This window comes from Lacipirellulaceae bacterium, assembly GCA_040218535.1.
GTDB lineage: Bacteria > Planctomycetota > Planctomycetia > Pirellulales > Lacipirellulaceae > Adhaeretor.
On the sequence record JAVJRG010000012.1, the window covers coordinates 1,406,865 to 1,425,962 of the forward strand.

Consider the following 19,098-nt stretch of genomic DNA (forward strand, 5'->3'; position numbering starts at 1 on the left):
AAAGCCGAGCCATTGGAAACCGAGCGTCGAGCAAGCTCGGCGGCTAACTCGCCAACGCTTTGCGCGCCTCACGCACCAGTTGTTCGGCCTCCGTCGGCGAATCCGCTAGTGCGGTGATATGCCCCATCTTCCGTCCTGGGCGAGGCTCTGCCTTGCCGTAAAGGTGGAGCCTCAGTTGCGGATGGGCGAGCACCGCCGTCCAGTTGGGCTCGCGACGGGAGCCGTCTTGGAACCACAGGTCACCCAGGAGGTTGGCCATGGCCGAGCAGGGGCCGATTCGATCAAACGAGCCCAGCGGTACGTTGCAGACCGCGCGGACTTGTTGCTCGAACTGAGAGCTGAGGCACGCTTCGATGGTCAAGTGGCCCGAGTTGTGCGGGCGGGGCGCTATTTCATTGACGAGGATTCTGCCGTCGGTCGTCAGGAAGAACTCGACGCAGATGAGGCCGATTGCGTCGAGCTGTTCAGCGACACTTCGAGCGATTTCAGCGGCTTCTGTGGCTAAGGCCGCGAGTGGCTCACTGGCTGAGGCTGCGGGAAGCGTGGTGACGTCGAGGATATGATTAGCGTGGTCGTTTTGCAGCGGGCCGCAAGTTTGGACTTCGCCGTTGGGATTGCGCGCCACGAGCATCGAGAACTCACATTCAAAATCGACCAAGCCTTCGAGAATCGCCGACTGGCGACCCATGGCTTCCCAGGCTGCGGCAAGTTCTTCGGACGTACTGACCCGCGATTGTCCCTTGCCGTCGTATCCCCAAGCGCTCGTCTTAATGATTGCTGGGAGACCGATCTGCTCGGCTGCAGCGGTAAGCTCTTCTTCGTTGGTGATGGGAGCGAACGGCGTGCAGGGAATTCCCGATTCACGCAGGAAGGTCTTCTCGCGGAGTCGCTCTTGCGTGGTATGCAGAACGTGAGCACTGGGCCTGACAAACGCGTGAGTTTCTGCCGTTTTGACGGTGGCGGAAGGAATGTTCTCGAACTCGAGCGTTACGACATCCACGCTTCGAGCGAATTCCGCGACAGCTTCAAGATCGTCGTACTCGGCGACCGTTTGCCACTGGGCAACACCGCCTGCGGGAGAAGGTTCTTTGAGGAGCCGGCTTTCAGGTGCAAACACGCGGACGCGATAGCCCATGCGTGTGGCGGTGTGCGCGAGCATGCGCCCCAGCTGGCCGCTGCCGAAGACGCCAATCGTGGCGCCGGGGAGGATTGACTTCTTGTCTTCACTCATGGGGCGAGTCCACTTATTCGGGCAGCTTTGTCTCACGTACTGTTTGAGTTTGCTTGTCCTGGTAGCTTTGCAGCTTCTCGCGGAGCTTCGGATCCGAGATCGCCAGGATTCGCACCGCCAACAGCCCGGCGTTCTTAGCCCCGGCGATACCGATGGCAAGCGTCCCCACCGGAACGCCCCCTGGCATTTGGGCAATCGAGAGCAGCGAGTCGAGCCCATTGAGTGCCTTGCTCTGCACCGGCACGCCCAGCACAGGCAGCGTAGTCATCGAGGCGACCATTCCCGGCAAGTGGGCCGCCCCGCCAGCTCCGGCGATGATCACCTGGAGATTTCTTTTCTCGGCTGCGGTGGCGTACTCGACCATCCACTGAGGCGTGCGATGCGCGGAAACGATCTCCCGCTCGTGGGCGACACCAAACTCCTCAAGGATATCAGCCCCGGCCTGCATGGTTTCCCAATCACTTTGGCTGCCCATGATCAGGCCAACCTGAGGTTGTGCGACTTGAGCTGAGCTATCAGGCATAGATTCAATTCCTTGCACCCGGAGAGCATTTCCACGAAGCTAGCATTGTAGCTTCGATGCCTGTTCTCCTGTAGTGCTTCAAGCCAGCTAGTTTTTACTCACTCATTTAGCTCATTCGAATGAAGCAACATCTGACCCATGTTTCGCTGCTGGTTCGCGACTACGACGAAGCAATCGAGTTCTTTACCGGGAAACTTGATTTCATCGTGACGGAAGATACCCCTGTTCCTGAGCAATCGAAAAGGTGGGTGACGGTACGGCCACCCGGCGAGGGGCAGGCATCCTTGGTTCTTGCCCGGGCGGCTGACAGAAATCAGAAATCCTTCATCGGGAACCAGGCCGGTGGTCGGGTGTTCCTGTTTCTCTCAACCGATGACTTTTGGAGAGATTACCAGCTCATGGTTGAGCGGGGAATTGTTTTCGTTCGGGATCCTGTCGAACACGATTACGGCACGGTGGCCGTATTCAAAGACCTGTACGGAAACCTGTGGGATCTGATTCAGCATAAGTGAGGGGAGCATGCTTGAGGCTTATAAGCGACTGATCGCCAACCAGTATGAAGCTGCTCTCTGCATGCTCGATCGTTGTGTGGAACAATGTCCGCAAGACAAGTGGCATGAGCCGGTAGCTAATTTGAAGTTCTGCCAAGCTGTCTTTCACACGCTCTTCTTCACGGACTTGTATCTGGGTGAGGATGTTCCCTCGCAACGCACGCAACCATTTCATCAAGAGCATGTTGCGATCTTCAAAGACTATGAGGAGATCGGCGGCGGCTTGCAGAAGAATACTTATGAGAAGCCGTTCATCAAAGCCTATTTGCAGCACTGCCGCGAGAAGGCAGCGAGAGTTGTCGCAGCAGAGACGGAAGAAACTTTAGCCGAGCGACCGGGGTTTGAGTGGATCACCGTGGTGAAGTCTCGCGACGAGTTTCACCTTTACATTATTCGCCACATCCACCATCACGCGGCTCAACTCAGCCTGCGGCTACGACTTGATACGGGTGAAGGCGTCGGTTGGGTCGGCTCGGGTTGGCGAAACGAGTGGTAATTCGATTTGATACCGTGAACGCATTATTGACCTTGGTAATCGAAGCTAGAATAATTTGGGCTCTGGCACGCCTAGTGCTGCAACCACAAACAAAGGTTTGATTCGATGGACAAACTGTTGCGAGGAGTCAAGGATTTCCAAGAGAACGTCTTCGAATCGTTGAAAGATACCTTCGATACGCTTGCCAAAGGCCAACAGCCGGAAACCCTGTTCATTACCTGCAGCGATTCGCGAATCGATCCGAATCTGGTCACGCAAACCAAGCCGGGCGAGTTGTTCGTCATTCGTAATGCGGGAAATATGATTCCTCCCTATTCGCCATCAAGTGCGACGGGCGAAGCGGCTACTGTCGAATATGCTGTTTCGGCCCTCGGGGTCAAAGAAATCATTGTCTGTGGTCATTCCCAATGCGGTGCGATGGGCGGACTGCTGGATCTTGGGAATCTTGATGCGCTGCCGACGGTGAAGGCTTGGCTGGGAAATGCCGCTTCGACGCTCAGTACTGTCAAGCAGAAGTACCCCGACGCCACCGGTGACGATCTCTTGGCTCATACGATCCAGTCGAATGTGCTGGCACAACTAGACAACCTGCGTACGCATCCATCGGTGGCTGCTGCCGTGGCGACTGGCAGCCTGAAGCTGACGGGTTGGGTCTATCGTTTCGAGACGGGTGAGGTTTTTCGTTATGACGAAGAGTCGAGACTCTACACCACCGTCTTTGGCGGTGATGGGGACTTGCTTGCCTAGTTTCTCTATTTGTAGATTTCGAAACGATGTACGATCGGCGATTGCACAGATATTTCACCGATAATAACACGCCATTTTCCGGCGTGACGATGGTCTATGTCCGACGAAGCACCGCAATCTCAGCCCCCGCGATTACAGTTTGACTTTGCAGCGATACTCGTGCGCATTACGCGAGAGTTGGGCATAGGAATTGAACATCTGCGAGCGGAGCAGTTGTTGACGGAGGCCCGCGCTGCGGAGCCCGGCGATCCTGCTGAAATGTGGGCGGAGTGGCTGACGCAGGGTGTCCGAGGGCTGGGGCTCCAAGGGAAGCAGAAGAAGCTTACGTTGGAACAGGCGCTCACCCTAGCGCAAGATGGCGCGCTGATTGTTGGAACGCCACTGGCACCCGGCGAGCCCAACATTCTGCTTGACTTCGATGGTGACTGCGCGGAAATTGCCAGTGCTGATGATGATACGTGTCAGCGTGTCGAGCGGGAGATACTTTTCAAAAAGTTGCCCGCAGATAAAGAGTTGCTCTGGCTGATCGTCAGCGATTTGGAATTCAGCCACACCAACGCTTCAAAGTTCGCAGACAATCCCGTCAGGCGATTCTTTTCGATCTTGCGTCCCGAATGGTCAGACATTTGGGTCGTGGCTGTCTTCGCGTTTTTCGCGGGTGTCTTAGGACTGGCGACACCGATTGCCGTCGAAGCATTAGTAAACATGGTAGCCTTTGGTCGGCTCATCCAACCGTTGTTGGTGTTGTCGATTTTGCTGTTCGGATTCCTCGCGTTCGCGGCAATGATGCGTGCTCTGCAGACCTTCGTTGTGGAGATCATCCAGCGACGATTATTCGTGCGTATCGCAGCGGATTTGGCGTATCGTTTTCCGCGTGTGACTCAAACCTCGCTGCATGGTGAGTACGGACCCGAGTTAGCGAATCGCTTCTTTGATGTGGTGACACTGCAGAAAGTGGTGGCTCAACTCTTGTTCGACGGCTTGGCAATTGTTTTGACGACCATTGTTGGTATGGCTGTCCTGGCGTTTTACCATCCGTGGTTGCTGGGATTTGACGTGCTTCTGTTGGCGATCGTCACCGCTGGTATCTGGCTGCTCGGGCGAGGAGCGATTAGTACGGGGATTGATGAGTCCAAGAAGAAGTACCGATTGGCGGCTTGGTTAGAAGATGTTATCCGCTGCGAGGTGAGTTTCAAGACTGCCGGTGGCGGGGAGTTTGCCCTCGATCGAGCGAACCTGATCACCGCAGAGTACCTCCGTGCCCGTCGCCGCCACTTCGCGCTGTTGTTCCGCCAAATTCTCTTCATCTTGAGTTTGCAGGCGTTGGCAGGAACCATTTTGCTGGGCTTTGGCGGCTGGCTGGTGATTCAAAGACAACTGACCTTGGGGCAATTGGTTGCGGCAGAATTGATTGTCGCGACGATTCTCAGCTCACTGGCAAAACTTGGTAAGCATATCGAAGGTTTTTACGACGTCATCGCGGGAGTCGACAAACTGGGGCACCTGTTCGACTTAAAGATCGATCATCAAGATGGGCTCCTTTCGATCAATCCTGGGAAAGGGGCACGTCTACGACTTACTGATGTAGCCCATTCTTCAGGCGGGCCATTGCTGCGAAAGGGAATCACCCTGAGTGTCGATCCGTTGGAGCAGGTTGCCGTGCACATGCCACAAGAGGCAGGTTGCTGCATTCTGTTTGATATCTTGTATGGCTTGCGTACTCCTGAAAAAGGTCACGTTGAGATAGAGCATGCCGACCCGCGTGACCTCAGCCCCGAAACTCTACGGGCGGCCGTCTCGTTGGTGCGTGGCATCGAACTGTTCGAGGGAACCGTCGTCGAGAACATTCATCTGGGACGCCCTCATGTTTGTATGAGCGATGTCCGCTGGGCACTTCAGTCAGTTGGGCTTTTGGACGATATCTTGCGCCTACCGCAGGGACTAGATACACCGATGAATGCGACCGGCATCCCCTTAAACCGTTCCCAGCAAACGCTGTTGATGATCGCACGCGGGATCTGCGGCCATCCGCGCGTCCTTCTCCTGGATGGAACGCTAGATGGACTGAGCGACGATGCATTTGAAACCGTTTATCAGTTTTTGTCTGAAGAAAGAGAAGCATGGACCCTTCTAGTTTCCACGTCACGTTCGCAAGTTGCCCTGCGATTTGATCGGATGGTGGAAATGGAGTCAGAGGTAAAAGTATGAGCACGACCGTTAACGAGCAACAGCCATTGCTGCCACTCACCGATGCCGCGTATAGCGAGATTGATTTCCCCTCGCTGCGGCTGGCACGTTCGTCGCGTAAGGCACGTCGCGTTGCTAAGTGGCTGATGGTTTTTTTGGCGGTTTGTTTTATTGCCATGATTTTTGCGCCGTGGCAACAGACCGTCAGTGGTGAAGGTTCGGTAGCTGCTTTCGATCCGGTCGATCGACCGCAAGCGGTGAAGTCCCCGATCAAAGGAATCGTCGCTGAAATTGGCGAAGGCATTTACGAGAACGCCCAGGTCAAGAAGGGTCAGCTCGTCTACCGAATTACCGATCAGGACCGAAAGTACTTGGATCGGATTCGTGGGCAGGTTTTCAATACGCAAGAAATCCTTAGGGTGGCTAAGCAACGGTTTGATCGAACGAACGACCAACTCGCATCGCTTCGGGTAGTCGTCACTGCGATGGAGGATCAGCTTAATTCGATTCGATTAGCTCAAGCAGCTGCACTCGAGGCGGCTGACTTTGGTGTGCTAATGGCCGATAACAAACTTGTAGCGGAGCGAGCAGCTTTGCAAGCTGCGAAAGACGTCGTCTGGCAAGCGAAGTTAGACTTTGAACGAAAGAAGAAACTGAACGAGAAGGGTCTGGAAACAGGTTTGAAGTTTCAAGAAGTGGAATTGAAGCTTCGGCAGGCGCTTGCGAAACAGGAAATGGCACAACAGTATGTCCAGTCAGCGATCAACGGGGTTGAAGAGAAGAAGAAGGCGCGAGATTCAAAACGTGAAGAATGGCAGAGCAAAATTGACGAAGTGAACTCGAAGCTCGCCAAGGCGAACAGCGACACCTCGAAGGCCGAAGTCGATCTCGCGAAAACGCGGGAAGAGATCAGCAAGACAAAGAACGATTTAGCGAAGCTCGAAACCCAAGAGGCACGTCAAGAAACCCAAGAGGTTCGGGCTCCGCGTGACGGCTTCATCATGCGTCTGATTGCCTATGACGAATCAACAATCGTCAAGCAAGGGGACACCCTCTTTACGATTGTTCCACAAACCGATGATCTGGCCGTGCAGATTTGGGTCAGCGGCCTTGATCAACCTCTGATCTCCCCCGGAAGGCACGTGCGTTTGCAGTTTGAGGGGTGGCCAGCGGCTCAGTTTTCTGGCTGGCCTAGCGTTGCGATCGGCACCTTTGGGGGCAAAGTGGCAATCGTCGATCCCACAGACGACGGGGATGGTCGATTCCGAATCGTCGTGGTCCCCGATCCCGATGACGAGCCTTGGCCTGAGCATCCCTATCTGCGTCAGGGAGTGCGAGCCAATGGTTGGGTGCTGCTTGATCAAGTCGCTCTCGGCTACGAAGTCTGGCGACGCATGAACGGCTTCCCGCCATCGCTCAAATCGAAAGCGAAAGCCAAGGAGCCGAAGCCTCCGAAGATTAAGATCTGAGATTCGAGCCGCAACTTAGCCAGCTTCGCCATTCCCCCAAGTCTCCGGTGAACTTCGAGGATAAATTCTCGATTCACCACGGACCGCGACTTTGCATTCCGATGTATTGAATAACCATTGGTTTGTCTTGTCGCACTCTCAGGCGGGGAGTGCTAGCAGTGGAAGCTTTTCGTGAGTTCTCGTTTTCTCGTTTTGATCGCAGCGATATCGTTCTGCGCCGTTGGCTGCCGAAGTGGCAAGGAGCAAGCGCCGCGCGCTGAGCTGGCTTGGTCTCCGCCGCCAGGGCTGAAGGTCGCAGCGCAAGAAGCGCCGACGGAAATTCAGCAAGCTGCCTACGCTCAATCCAACGTCAGCGGGGTGGCTGGTCGCCAATCAGAGGCTGCCCTCAACGAACTAGAGCCTGAGGCGACGCAGTCAGAAGGTTCGCAGTCTGGGGGCTCTCAGAGCTCGTCCCCAGCCACCCAGCAAGAAGCAGCCACTTCGGAAGAAAGAACCACTGATCAAAGCAATTCGAATCAGCCAGACGACGAGACCGAAGAACTCCTGCGACTACCCCCGGCAGTCGTGGCTGAGGAGATTCCGCAGCCCGATGGCGCCGACACGGTTGCATCGCTGGATCTTCAAGAGGTCGTCGTCTCGGTCCGAAATCACTTTCCGCTGATTCAGCAGGCTGTGGCGGCCCGAGCTATAGCCTCTGGTGAGATTCTGTCTGCTCAAGGCGCCTTCGATCATAAGCTGGAAGGCTTCAGCGAATCGCAGCCGTTGGATTTCTACGAGAATTACCGATCGGAGCTTGGTGTCAAACGGGATACCTTTTGGGGCGGCAGCACCTTCGCGAAGTACAAAATTGGGCGTGGGATTTTCGAACCTTGGTACGAGGAGCGAGAAACGAATAAGGGTGGCGAATTCAAAACTGGCTTCATGGCCCCAGTCATTCGTGATCGTTGGATTGACTCAAACCGTGCCGAGCTATGGCAAGCTCAGTTGGAACGGCGTCGCATTGAGCCAGTGATCCTGGCAGAAGTGATCGCCTCGGTACGCGATGGGAGCGTTGCGTACTGGAACTGGGTCGCTGCAGGAGCGAATTATCGTGTGGCAGAAGGACTACTCGAGTTGGCTCAGATTCGAACCGATGGCCTTGAGACGCAGGTGGAACTCGAGCAAAAGGCTCCGATTGATCTCGTCGATAACCAGCGGATTATAGTTTCGCGCGAAGCCAAGTTAATCGATGCACGACGAAAGCTTGAGCAGGCAGCCGTCAAGCTCTCTCTCTTTCTACGTACGCCTGATGGGGTGCCACTGTTGACCGATCCGGCGACGTTGCCTGCGGAGTTGCCCGTACCGACGGGATTACCCGCGCCAGAGCTGCTTGCCAACGAACAAGATACGCAGATGAGCGAAGCAGAGCGTGAATCGGTAGCTCGTGCCGAACTGCTGCCCGAAGATGTCGATCTCGCACTCGCGCAACGTCCGGAACTCTACGAATTGCAACTAGTACGTCGCCAGTTGAACGTGGCATTGCGTCAGGCTAACAATGAACTGCAACCTGATATCGACGCAGGGGTTCTTGTTGGCCAAGATGTTGGCGAGCCGACCAGTAGTAAGCGTGATAAGTCGGAGTTCGAGGTCGAAGCGCTCATCACTCTAGAGGTGCCTCTGCAGCGGAGCAAAGCACGTGGTAAGATCCGCAGCCTACGCGGCAAGCTCGCGAGTGTTTCGGCCAAAACGCGTTTCGCTTCGGATAAAATCGTCGCCAGTGTCCGACTCGCCCGGGCCGCTCTCATCGCCTCGATTGAACGCGTCGAACGGGCGACGGAGAGTTATGAACTAGCCCAACAAATGCTTGAGGCCGAGCAGGAGCTATTGGACAATGGCCAAAGCAACCTATTCCTCATCAACGCTCGAGAGAAACAAGCCGCCGACGCCGCTGTAGAACGGATCTCGGCCTTGTTTGAATACCATGTCGCACGTGCCGACTACGCGGCGGCGATGGGATTTGAAGGCCCCATCGATCAGAATTAAATTCCTAACCCCGCTCCCGCACCTCGACACCAGCCAAGATTGCGTCGCTCGGGTGCGTCACCACTCGGTCTCCCTCCTCGAGCCCCTCGATGACTTCGGCTTCGAGACCGTTCTGTAGTCCGATCTTCAAAATGCGCTCCTTCACCACGCCATTCACCACCGCGAACGCGGCCCATTGGTCGCCAATGCGGAAGAGAGCACTCGTGGGGACTTTCAAAACCGGAGATGCTTGGGCGATCACGATGCGTGCTTCAACGCGGTAGCCGTCTTTTAGCTCGGCACGCTCTGAGGGTGGGTCGAGTAAGTCGACGATCACATTCACGCGTTGCTCTTCAACACCTAGTGTGGAGATTTTGGTGAAGGCTGAGGGTTCCACCAGTCGCACACGTCCACGCAGTGGTTGCTCACCGCCCCAATGCTCCAACGAAACGGTCGCCCCAGGGGCGATCTTCACAGCATCACGCGAGAGGACATCGATTTCGACCTCCAGATCAAGGGCGTCGCCAAGTTCCAACAGGTTGGTGCCCGCGTTGACGAACCCGCTGCTTTCTTGAAAGACACGCAACACGAGGCCGTTGATGGGCGAGCGGATATTGAAGTTACGGCCATTGCTGGCAGTCTTCTCCTGGGAATCACCGACGTTGTTTCCGGAAGTGGGGCTCTCGGGAGGCAGCGAACGCATCAAGGCCGCCTCGGCTTGGTCGAGCTCGAACTTGGCGATTTCTTGGGCGTAGCGAGCAGAGCGGACACGCTCGACGTTGGTTCGGTCGGTCATTTCTAGCCGCTCGATTTCACTTTCCGACACCGCACTCGTGTTCTTGCGTCTTGTCTCACGTTTGCGCCGCAATTCACTCTCGCTAAGTGCCTGCGCTGCGAGAGCCTCTTCGAGCAGAGGGGTCATCTTCTGCAGATTTGCTTCGGCGGCTTTCACACGCGCTTCAGCCTGGGCGATGGCGCGGTCGTCCAGAAGTTCAGGATCGCGAGGCTCGATCGAAGCGAGAAGCGTTTCACCCGCGACGGCGGCGTCCCCAGGATCGTGGTCGATTCTCGTCAGCCGTCCAGCCAGAGGTGCAGAAACGACATAGCGTTCGCGGATCCGCGTTTTGCCATCTTGATCCACGGTGACGCGGATTTCTCCAATGGTGACCTCCGCCAAGTCCGCTTCAACGGGGGCCGGCATCAATCCGTAGCCGATGGCACCAGCGATGGCGGCTAAAAAGAGGATCAGCAGGAGACGACGAGCAAGCATGAAAGTGGTTTTTCAAGAATCAACTTGAGTTGGCTGGGTGAAGTCGTTCGTAGACCGTCTTCAAGCCGATGGGTTCGATGGAAAGCTCATCAATGGGTTGTGCGGCTAGCCAGCCAAGCAGTTTGGCAAGTTCGACGTCGGCAACTATGGTTGCCTTGTCATTACCATCGTAGTCGATTGTGAGATTCTTCCCCAATTCTCGCGAGGGGGCGGTTAGCTCGCCTTCGACGAGCGCTTCGATGCGATGCTGTCGGCGAATGTCGGCGATGCGTACTGTGTCGACAAGTTTACCATCGCGTAGCAGGACGGCTCGATCACAGACCTCTTCGACCTCAGAAAGCACATGCGACGAGAAGATGACCGTCTTCCCCGCTTCGCGTGTCTCTCGCACCAACTCCAGCACGTCGCGTCGGGCATTGGGATCGAGATTCGCGGTCGGTTCGTCAAGAATTACCAACTGCACGTCCGCAGCAAGTGTTGCCGCAAGTGCGAGCTTCTGTCGCATGCCGGTGGACATCTTACGTACCTGGCGGGTGAGATCGAGCTTCAATCGCTCGGCGATCTCTAATGACTTGGTGAGTGAAGTGCCAACACGTAGATTTGCGAAGAACTTGAGCGTTTGATGTCCCGAGAGCCCACGAAACAGGCGGGCCTCGCCGGGCAGATAGGAGAGTAGCTTGTGGACTTCGACGGACTGCCGATAGCAATCGTGCCCCTCGATCTCCGCCGAACCTGCCGACGGTTTGAGGAAGCCCAGCAGCAGGCGAAGCAGCGTCGTTTTCCCAGCGCCGTTGGGGCCTAGTAGACCGAGAATTTCGCCACGTTCAACTGTAAAGCTACAGTCAGAGAGTGCGGTGAGCTTGCCGTAGCGCTTCGTGAGCGACTTGGTTTCGAGCAACATAGGTTTCAAGCAAACTAGGAGGCGTTCGCGGCTACGATCGTTTGTCAATCGCAACGAAATCGCGCACGTTGTGCCCGGTGTAGATTTGTCGCGGGCGACAGATTCGCTTGTGAGGATCTGCGTGCAGTTCGCGCCAGTGGGCGATCCATCCTGGGAGACGACCAATCGCGAATAAGGCGGTGAACATCTTCTCGGGGATGCCGATGGCTCGGTAGATTACGCCAGAGTAGAAGTCGACATTCGGATAGAGGTTCCGTTCAATGAAATATTCGTCTTTCAGAGCGGCCTCTTCAAGCTGGCGAGCGATGTCGAAAATCGGATCGTCGATCTTCTGCTTTTCGAGCACTCGATGGCAGGCTTCTTTGATAATCGTCGCACGCGGGTCAAAGTTTTTGTAGACGCGGTGTCCAAAACCCATCAGGCGGAACCCGTCTTCTTTGTCCTTAGCCATGTCGACATATTTCTGGACGTTGCAACCATCGTCGCGGATGCGTGTGAGCATGTTGACGCAGGCCTCATTAGCCCCGCCGTGCAGCGGTCCCCAGAGCGCGCTGATCCCTGCAGAGATCGAGGAGAAAATGTTCGCGTTTGACGAACCGACCATACGCACCGTTGAGGTGCTGCAGTTCTGCTCGTGATCCGCATGCACGATCAGCAGCAAGTTGAGAGCGTCGGCAAAAACAGGGTCGACTTCGTACTCCTCGCTGGGGAGCGAGAACATCATGCGAAGGAAGTTCTCGGAGTAATTGAGCTTGTTCTTGGGATAGGTGAACGGCTGACCGCTCGACTTCTTATAAGCCCAAGCAGCAATCGTCGGAAGCTTGGCTAACAAGCGGACCATCGAGACTTCAACGTGCCAATCGTCGTGCGGATCGAGCGAGTCCTGGTAGAAGGTGCTCATTGCGCCGACGACGGAGCTGAGGATCGCCATCGGGTGGGCGTCACGAGGAAAGCCATCGTAGAACAGTCGCAGATCCTCATGAAGCATCGTGTGCTTGCGAATGATGTTGCGGTAGTCCTCTAATTGCTCCTTTGTCGGTAGCTCGCCGTAAATAAGCAAGTAAGCAACTTCGACGAAGTCGCAGTTGGCAGCCAGTTGTTCGATTGGGTAGCCCCGATAGCGAAGGATGCCTTCTTCGCCATTGAGAAAGGTGATCGCGCTGGTGGTTGAGCCGGTGTTTACGTAGCCTTGGTCGAGAGTGACGACACCTGTCGCGCTCCGCAGCTTGCCGATGTCGATGCCGCGTTCCTGCTCCGTTCCTTCGACAATGGGTAACTCCAGTTCATTCCCGTCCACGGTCAATGTGGCGGAACCGGAATCGACGGTCTGTGGGGTCGGAGGTTGGGTCGTCGCAGAGTTACTCATATCGATGGATTTCCTTCCACTGCACCGGCTGTCAATTGCGCGATCTGAGAGAAAGTCGCAATCGGAGAAGTCACCCGCAGAAGCTAGGCTCACCCGCCTCTAGAAAGCTGCCCCTACGGTCCCATAAGTGTACCGCTGCGGAGGAAACCATTCAATTGGGGGCTCAGCGTGAGCACGTCTTGCCTGAACGGAAACTATTTCTTACTGGGCCTGCGTTTCTAAGTGGACATCCATCTGTGGGAATGGGATTCCGATCCCTGCGCCGTCAAGCGACTTCTTTACCGAGCGGATGATGCCTTGTTTAGCCGCGAGGAAGTCGTCGTTGGTGGCCCAACCACGGACGGTCCAATTGATGCTCGATCCGCCCAGTTCTTGCAGCACCACATCGGGTTCTGGGTCGGACAGTACTTCCGGTACGCTCCTGACCGCTGCTTCGAGAATTTCCCGGGTCTCATCAAGGTCGGCCGAGTAGTCAGTTCCCACGGCAACGTCCGCACGACGTTTGGGATGGTAGGTGATGTTCTCGATGACCGCACCGAAGATTCCGCTGTTGGGGATGATAAAGCGGCGATTGTCGAAGGTGTCGATTGAAGTAGTGAAGAGTTCAATCTCGTAGACTTTCCCGAGGCTGCCCGCGATATTGACGACATCACCAACCTTGTAAGGACGGAAGATCAACAACATGGCCCCCGCTGCGAAGTTCGAGAGGGTACCTTGAAAAGCGAGGCCAACGGCCAAGCCGGCAGCACCGATCACGGCGGCGAAGCTGGTTGTTTGGACGCCAAAGTAACTAAGGCAAGAAAGAGCCGCCATCAACAGGATGCCCCAGCGGACAAGCTTCGAGAGAAACTTGGTGAGCGTTTCGTCGAACTTCACCCGCCGCATCCCACGGCCAACCATCGAAGAGGCCCAGCCTGAAACTGTCCAAGCCAGAATCATCAGCACCAAGACGAATGCGGCTCGCAGGCCGTAATATTCGGCCGCCGAGATCCACTCCTCCTTGGTCATCGCGGTAAACTGAAGCTTGTGGACATGCTCCAACATGCTTCGGCGAATTTGGTCGGCAGAGGATAAAGTGGTTTCCGGGTCGACAGCAGGAGCGGTTGAGTCGGCAGCTTGTGCCAGCAGCAGAAAGTTCATGGTGTTGTTCAAAGCTAGGCAGCGATGGTGAGCGAAGTTTCGCCGCGGTGCTGGCACCGCGGCCGGTGATATCTAAGCGGTTCTCACCAAACCAGGCCAGAGCAGTTTCCAGACGTTCAATTCAGCCAACCTCTAATTAATGAACTACTTCGCCCACGCTTTGCATTGCCTTGATGATCCTTACCAGTGTGCTGGCGTAGCGACACCAGATTGGCTGGCGATCTTCAAGCCGCGAGTTCGATGTCGTTCACGCCACGCAGAGCCGTTTCTTGAAGCGAGTGATAGCAACGTCGCTGCTCTCGCTCAGGGCATCGTTCGCCACCACGCGGATGATGGGTGGTTTCACGAAACGGCCGCTTTCGCCCAACTCTCCGTCGATTTCGCAGGCCGAATCCGCCGGGCGACGCGCGACACCGATGGCATGCGACCCAGCTTTGTGGGGCATATTCTTGTGGAGCTGCTGCTCGACGCCACGCTCATTGAAGATCATCCAGGGGCATTAGACACCTACTACGAGAGTCTCGCGAAGGTTTCTCCTGCACTGGTAGCAAAGCAGGTGAGTGAGATGAGCGGGCAGGATGCTGGCAACCTGGAAACCTTAATCCCCAAGTTCATCGAAACAAGATTCTTGGAGGATTATCAGGATGATGAGCGGCTCTGCTATCGATTGAACCAAGTGATGCGACGGGTTGGCCTTAACGAGTTGCCCGAAGAATTTGCGGAGTTGCTGCCAGCGGCACGAGAAGATGTCAGGAAGCGACAGGTAGAATTGCTCGGTCGCCAAAGTGCTAGCATCTAATAGCATACGTTCTAGGGCGAACGCTCTTGTTTGAACAGAGTCAATCTCGCTAGGCTCCGCAGATGGAGGAAGCTCAATCACCACCCGCCCCTAAGCTTTCGTTGGCGCGCCTCTCGACGGCGTTTGCCAAGCTGATGAGTCCAGCGGGTGAGGGTCGGACGGCGGCGGAGACGGAAGAACCGTCAGCGGATCCTACTCGATTGTCTCCCAAGATGCTGATTGAAAGCATGCTGTTCGTGGGTGACGAACACGGCAAACCGCTTTCTGCCGAATCTCTGGCTGGGCCGATTCGCGATGTGTCGTCCGATGAGATCGAGAATCTCATCTCGGAACTGAACGACGACTACCGCCAAGCGGATTCCGCCTACGAAGTTGTTAGCAGTCGAGCTGGCTATCGCATGCAGTTGCGTAGCGAATTCGACAAACTCCGAAATCGATTCTCTGGAGACGTGCGAGAAGCGAAACTTACCCCGGCCGCGCTGGAGGTTCTCTCAATCGTCGCGTACCGGCAGCCCGTGACCGGAGATCAGGTCAGCAAGCTTCGTGGAACGAAGTGCCACGCTATTCTGGCATCTCTGGTGCGTCGGAATCTGCTTAGCCTTGAGACTCTAGAGCCAGAACCCGAATCTAGCGTGAGGAGGAAAAGGCAGTACGTGACGACGGAGCGCTTCAATAAGCTATTTGGAGTGTCTTCTTCCTCAGAGCTTCCAAAAGCCGCTGATCACTCAGATCGGTGACTTCGCAAATTCGAGACGCATTTTCTGTAAGCCACGGCAGGATCGAGATTTGCGGCAATTCGTCGGGGTGTCTGCCCTAGCGTCGCCTGTGACGATGAGTAGAATCTGACGCCCGTTGCCCACTCTGCAAACCTTAATACGAATCGGCTCAATGCCACGCGCTTGCCTTGCTCAACTCCGTTCCGGACCGCCGGCCGTTATGCCGTCGCTATTGCTGTGCGACTTTGCCAATTTGGCGGGAGAGATTCGCGCGGTCGAAGCGGCCGGTGCGAGAGGCTTGCACTTGGATGTCATGGACGGGTGTTTCGTTGATAACTTCACTTACGGCATGACTATTGTCCGCGCCGCGAAAGCCTCGACGGATTTGCCACTTGATGTGCATTTGATGATGGTTGAGCCGGCGAAGTACGTTGACGACTTCGTCGATGCGGGCGCGGACATCCTGACGATCCATGCGGAAGCCGTTGAAGACCCCAAGCCCGTCCTTGAACAGATTCGCAACCGTGACATCGGAGCGGGACTCGCCATCAACCCACCGACACCACTTGAGAGCATCGCCGACGCTTTGCCATTGTGTGACCTAGTCCTCGCCATGAGCGTTACCCCGGGCCGTGGTGGACAAGCCTTCAACCCGGTGGCGTTGGACAAACTCAAGTCCCTCAAAGATCAAGTCGCGAAGGAGACCTTGCTCGAAGTCGACGGCGGAGTCAACAAACAAACCGCCGCCGCTTGCGGCTTAGCCGGAGCCCAACTTCTAGTCGTCGGATCAGGAATCTTCAAATACACCCAAGAAGAGTATGCAGCGAGAATCAACGAACTCACTCTGCTGGCAACCGACGAAAACCAAAGCTAACAGCCGATCGCCAAAAGCCGACGGCCAATTTCTATGCTGACGATCTACCTCATCCGTGCCGGAGACACTGAATACGACGGGCAAGGTCGAATTCAGGGGACGCTCGACATTCCCTTGAGCGCCGATGGTCGCGTGCAGGTTGAGGCTGCTGCGATCGCACTTGCGGAAGAGCGACCGCCGATCACAACGCTCTACACAGGGCCGTGCCAGAGTGTCCGACAGACGGCCGAAGCGGTCGGTTCCAAGTTGAATCTGAAGCCCAAGAAGCTGACGAGCCTAGCGAACCTCGATCACGGACTTTGGCAGGGGATGCTGGTTGAGGAGGTCCGCTCCAACCAGCCAAAGGTCTACAAGAAATGGCAGGAGACCCCCGAGGCCGTTTGTCCGCCCGAGGGCGAAACGCTCGGCTCCGCCCGGGAGCGACTCGCTAAGGCGATTGCCAAGCTCGTCAAGAAACATAAGCAAGGGGTCATCGCTCTGGTCCTCCCGAATCCTCTGTCAGCCGTCCTGCAAAGTGAACTGAGCCACGAGAAACTCGGCGATCTCTGGCATGTCGAGGGGGAAGCATCGCAGTTGTGGAAGAAAATCGAGTACGCACCGGCGATCAAGACCGCGACTTGAACGAATTTCAGACGCGTACTCTCCTCTTTGGCGGCATGGTCGGCGGCATGGTTGAGCGTGCCTCGGCCTGATACAATAATTCTGCGTCAAGCAAAAATTTTCAGGTTTGGTGCGTCTTAATTCGTTTCAGGTGCGGCACTTCGCAATGCACCAAACCCGAAAATATTTGTTTGACGAACCCCAGGCCCACCCAGGCAACCCGTTCAAGTAACCACACGCTCAATAATTTGCGTTCCATGGCAACAGGCGAAACCGAAGCAACCAGCGAACAAGAGAAGCCAGCACGTGAGAAGCGTGGTGTGCCCAGTGGTTTATGGCTGCGTTGCCAGGGGTGCGGGGCGACGGTGTTTCGTAAGGAGGTCGAACAGCGTCTTAGTACGTGCCCCGAATGCGACTTCCACATGTACCTCAGTGCCCCTGGACGGATTGAGGCGGTTCTCGACAGCGGCACGTTCGAGGAATGGGACGGCCACCTCACGCCGACAGACCCACTCGAATTCGAGGACAAGAAGAAATACCGTGATCGGCTCGTGGCTGAGCAAAAGCGGACCGGCTTACGCGATGCGGTACTCACTGGTTCGGGCATGATTCGCGCTCGCCGCGTCGCGTTTGGCGTGACTGACTCTGCCTTCATCATGGGGAGCATGGGTTCGGTTGTCGGCGAACGTCTGACACGATTGATCGAGCGAGCCACCGATCAAAAGCTGCCATTGATTATCGTCAGCGGATCCGGTGGCGGTGCCCGCATGCATGAGGGGATTCTTTCCTTGATGCAAATGGCCAAAGTGTCCGCGGCGTTAGCACGTTACAGTGAAGCGGGCGGCCTGTTTATCTCCGTACTCACCAACCCCACCATGGGCGGTGTGGCAGCCAGTTTCGCCTCGCTGGGAAACATCATTTTCGCGGAGCCCAAAGCGCTCATCGGATTCGCCGGCCCGCGGACGATCAAAGCAACGATCCGCATCGAACTGCCCGAAGGTTTTCAAACGAGTGAGTTTCTCCTTGAGCATGGCTACATCGATCGCATCGTTCGCCGGGCGGAGTTGAAGAGTGAAATCGCTCGTGTGATCGACTATTGCGAGTGGCAGTAGAGCGTTTCGTTCAATAACGCGCAGTGAACAATAAGCACGAATACTGCTTAGGTTGATTGTCTCTACTCAGGGGCTTAGAGTGGAGAGTTCATTGCTGGTTGTGTTCCTTGCTTTCATTCTCGCACTGCCTTTTCCTTCCTTGCAGCAAGTTGTAAATCATGGGCCTTAGTGGTTTTTTCAAATCGTTACTTGAAGGCGGCAAGGTCGACATCGCTAAGCGCTACGAGATCATGCGTGACGCGGTTTCAGGCACCATGAGCGATTTCCACATGGCACGGGATCGCCAGACAGAGCAGATCGTGGGCCTGAAGATTCTGGACAAGGAGAAGACCGAGCAGCTTGAAATGCGTTTCCGCGGTCTCGACAAACCCTCTGAGGGCGAGATCTCGATGCTGATGAAGCACCCGCTGATCGTTACCACCCACGGCTACGGGATGACGAGCAAGGGTGAGCACTTTGTGATCATGGAATTTCTTGATGGCCCGGGTCTGAACTCCTTGATCGTGGGTGAAAGCCCACTGCTGAACGGCAATCGTTTGAAACTCATGCGAGAGGCGGCTGAAGCGTTAGGCTTTGTGCATGAGTCCGGCTTCATCCATCGTGATATCTGCCCGCGGAACTTTGTCTGCGCAAAAGATGCAACTTCACTAAAGCTCATCGACTTTGGCCTGACCGTCCCCGCCAAGCGGGAATTCATGCAGCCGGGGATCCGCACCGGGACGCCCAACTACATGGCCCCCGAAATCGTCCGCCGTAAGCCGACGGACAAGACACTCGATATCTTCGCATTTGGCGTCTCGATGTATGAGATGTTTGCTTTTGAACTCCCCTGGCAACGCGGATCCGACGGCCTTGCTGCCATGAGTCACGGCCAAAGCGACCCGACTCCCCTAGCAAAACACTGCCCTGAAATCGATCCAACCCTCGCCGAAGCGATCCACAAGTGCATGCAGAATGACCCTAAGAATCGCTTTCAGTCGATGGGGGCGTTTCTCAACGCGATTCGCAATGTGAAGAGCGAAACCACTGGGTAGCGGCCAAAATCCCGCAAGCCAAGATCCTTAAAATCGGGGCCTTTTCCTTAGTAGAAGGGTTTCGTATACTCTGTGATTCTC

At 55.8% G+C, this 19,098-nt stretch carries 18 protein-coding genes; 12 read left to right on the top strand and 6 right to left on the bottom strand.

The features are described 5' to 3' along the window. Positions 1–43: 43 nt before the first annotated feature. On the bottom strand, positions 44–1,231 hold the full coding sequence (locus RIB44_19530) for a 5-(carboxyamino)imidazole ribonucleotide synthase (protein ID MEQ8618771.1): 1,188 nt from the start codon (positions 1,229–1,231) through the stop codon (positions 44–46). 13 nt (positions 1,232–1,244) lie between these two features. Then, positions 1,245–1,754 carry a 5-(carboxyamino)imidazole ribonucleotide mutase gene (gene purE, locus RIB44_19535; protein MEQ8618772.1) on the bottom strand — a complete coding sequence of 170 codons (510 nt, stop codon included), beginning with the start codon at positions 1,752–1,754 and terminating at the stop codon, positions 1,245–1,247. 119 nt (positions 1,755–1,873) lie between these two features. Between purE and RIB44_19540 the strand changes: the two genes are divergently transcribed. The 6 genes from RIB44_19540 to RIB44_19565 all read left to right on the top strand — a co-directional run bounded on the left by RIB44_19540 (position 1,874) and on the right by RIB44_19565 (position 9,226). Further along, on the top strand, positions 1,874–2,266 hold the full coding sequence (locus tag RIB44_19540) for a VOC family protein (GenBank protein MEQ8618773.1): 393 nt from the start codon (positions 1,874–1,876) through the stop codon (positions 2,264–2,266). 7 nt (positions 2,267–2,273) lie between these two features. Continuing rightward, positions 2,274–2,801, top strand: a complete 528-nt coding sequence (locus tag RIB44_19545; GenBank protein MEQ8618774.1) for a hypothetical protein — start codon at positions 2,274–2,276, stop codon at positions 2,799–2,801. 105 nt (positions 2,802–2,906) lie between these two features. Then, positions 2,907–3,548, top strand: a complete 642-nt coding sequence (locus RIB44_19550; GenBank protein ID MEQ8618775.1) for a carbonic anhydrase — start codon at positions 2,907–2,909, stop codon at positions 3,546–3,548. 96 nt (positions 3,549–3,644) lie between these two features. Then, entirely contained in the window at positions 3,645–5,756 is a 2,112-nt protein-coding gene (locus RIB44_19555) for an ABC transporter ATP-binding protein (GenBank protein MEQ8618776.1), read from the top strand. Then, positions 5,753–7,204 carry an HlyD family efflux transporter periplasmic adaptor subunit gene (locus RIB44_19560; GenBank protein ID MEQ8618777.1) on the top strand — a complete coding sequence of 484 codons (1,452 nt, stop codon included), beginning with the start codon at positions 5,753–5,755 and terminating at the stop codon, positions 7,202–7,204. The genes RIB44_19555 and RIB44_19560 overlap by 4 nt, the downstream gene beginning before the upstream one ends. Positions 7,205–7,375: 171 nt before the next feature. After that, positions 7,376–9,226, top strand: coding sequence for a TolC family protein (locus RIB44_19565; protein ID MEQ8618778.1), 1,851 nt, complete (start codon positions 7,376–7,378; stop codon positions 9,224–9,226). A 4-nt stretch (positions 9,227–9,230) separates the two neighbouring features. Here the strand turns inward: RIB44_19565 and RIB44_19570 are convergent, their stop codons facing one another. From RIB44_19570 to RIB44_19585, 4 genes are all read right to left on the bottom strand, one after another. Continuing rightward, complete coding sequence (locus RIB44_19570; protein ID MEQ8618779.1) at positions 9,231–10,475, bottom strand: HlyD family efflux transporter periplasmic adaptor subunit; 1,245 nt, start codon at positions 10,473–10,475, stop codon at positions 9,231–9,233. 19 nt (positions 10,476–10,494) lie between these two features. Further along, positions 10,495–11,376: an ABC transporter ATP-binding protein gene (locus RIB44_19575; protein MEQ8618780.1), complete on the bottom strand. Its 882-nt coding sequence runs from the start codon at positions 11,374–11,376 to the stop codon at positions 10,495–10,497. A 31-nt stretch (positions 11,377–11,407) separates the two neighbouring features. Beyond that, entirely contained in the window at positions 11,408–12,742 is a 1,335-nt protein-coding gene (locus tag RIB44_19580) for a citrate synthase (GenBank protein MEQ8618781.1), read from the bottom strand. 201 nt (positions 12,743–12,943) lie between these two features. Continuing rightward, the gene (locus RIB44_19585) at positions 12,944–13,882 is read right to left on the bottom strand and encodes a mechanosensitive ion channel (GenBank protein MEQ8618782.1); all 939 of its coding nucleotides are present in this window, start codon (positions 13,880–13,882) and stop codon (positions 12,944–12,946) included. A gap of 139 nt (positions 13,883–14,021) precedes the next feature. Here RIB44_19585 and RIB44_19590 point away from each other — a divergent pair, with 139 nt between their 5' ends. The 6 genes from RIB44_19590 to RIB44_19615 all read left to right on the top strand — a co-directional run bounded on the left by RIB44_19590 (position 14,022) and on the right by RIB44_19615 (position 19,017). Continuing rightward, positions 14,022–14,681, top strand: a complete 660-nt coding sequence (locus RIB44_19590) for a hypothetical protein (protein ID MEQ8618783.1) — start codon at positions 14,022–14,024, stop codon at positions 14,679–14,681. Between the two features lie 101 nt (positions 14,682–14,782). Further along, positions 14,783–15,418 carry an SMC-Scp complex subunit ScpB gene (locus tag RIB44_19595; GenBank protein ID MEQ8618784.1) on the top strand — a complete coding sequence of 212 codons (636 nt, stop codon included), beginning with the start codon at positions 14,783–14,785 and terminating at the stop codon, positions 15,416–15,418. A gap of 151 nt (positions 15,419–15,569) precedes the next feature. Beyond that, on the top strand, positions 15,570–16,271 hold the full coding sequence (gene rpe / locus RIB44_19600) for a ribulose-phosphate 3-epimerase (GenBank protein MEQ8618785.1): 702 nt from the start codon (positions 15,570–15,572) through the stop codon (positions 16,269–16,271). A 33-nt stretch (positions 16,272–16,304) separates the two neighbouring features. Continuing rightward, complete coding sequence (locus RIB44_19605) at positions 16,305–16,892, top strand: histidine phosphatase family protein (protein ID MEQ8618786.1); 588 nt, start codon at positions 16,305–16,307, stop codon at positions 16,890–16,892. Between the two features lie 236 nt (positions 16,893–17,128). Then, the gene (accD, locus tag RIB44_19610; GenBank protein ID MEQ8618787.1) at positions 17,129–17,983 is read left to right on the top strand and encodes an acetyl-CoA carboxylase, carboxyltransferase subunit beta; all 855 of its coding nucleotides are present in this window, start codon (positions 17,129–17,131) and stop codon (positions 17,981–17,983) included. A gap of 158 nt (positions 17,984–18,141) precedes the next feature. Next, positions 18,142–19,017: a serine/threonine-protein kinase gene (locus RIB44_19615; GenBank protein MEQ8618788.1), complete on the top strand. Its 876-nt coding sequence runs from the start codon at positions 18,142–18,144 to the stop codon at positions 19,015–19,017. The last annotated feature ends 81 nt before the right edge of the window (positions 19,018–19,098 follow it).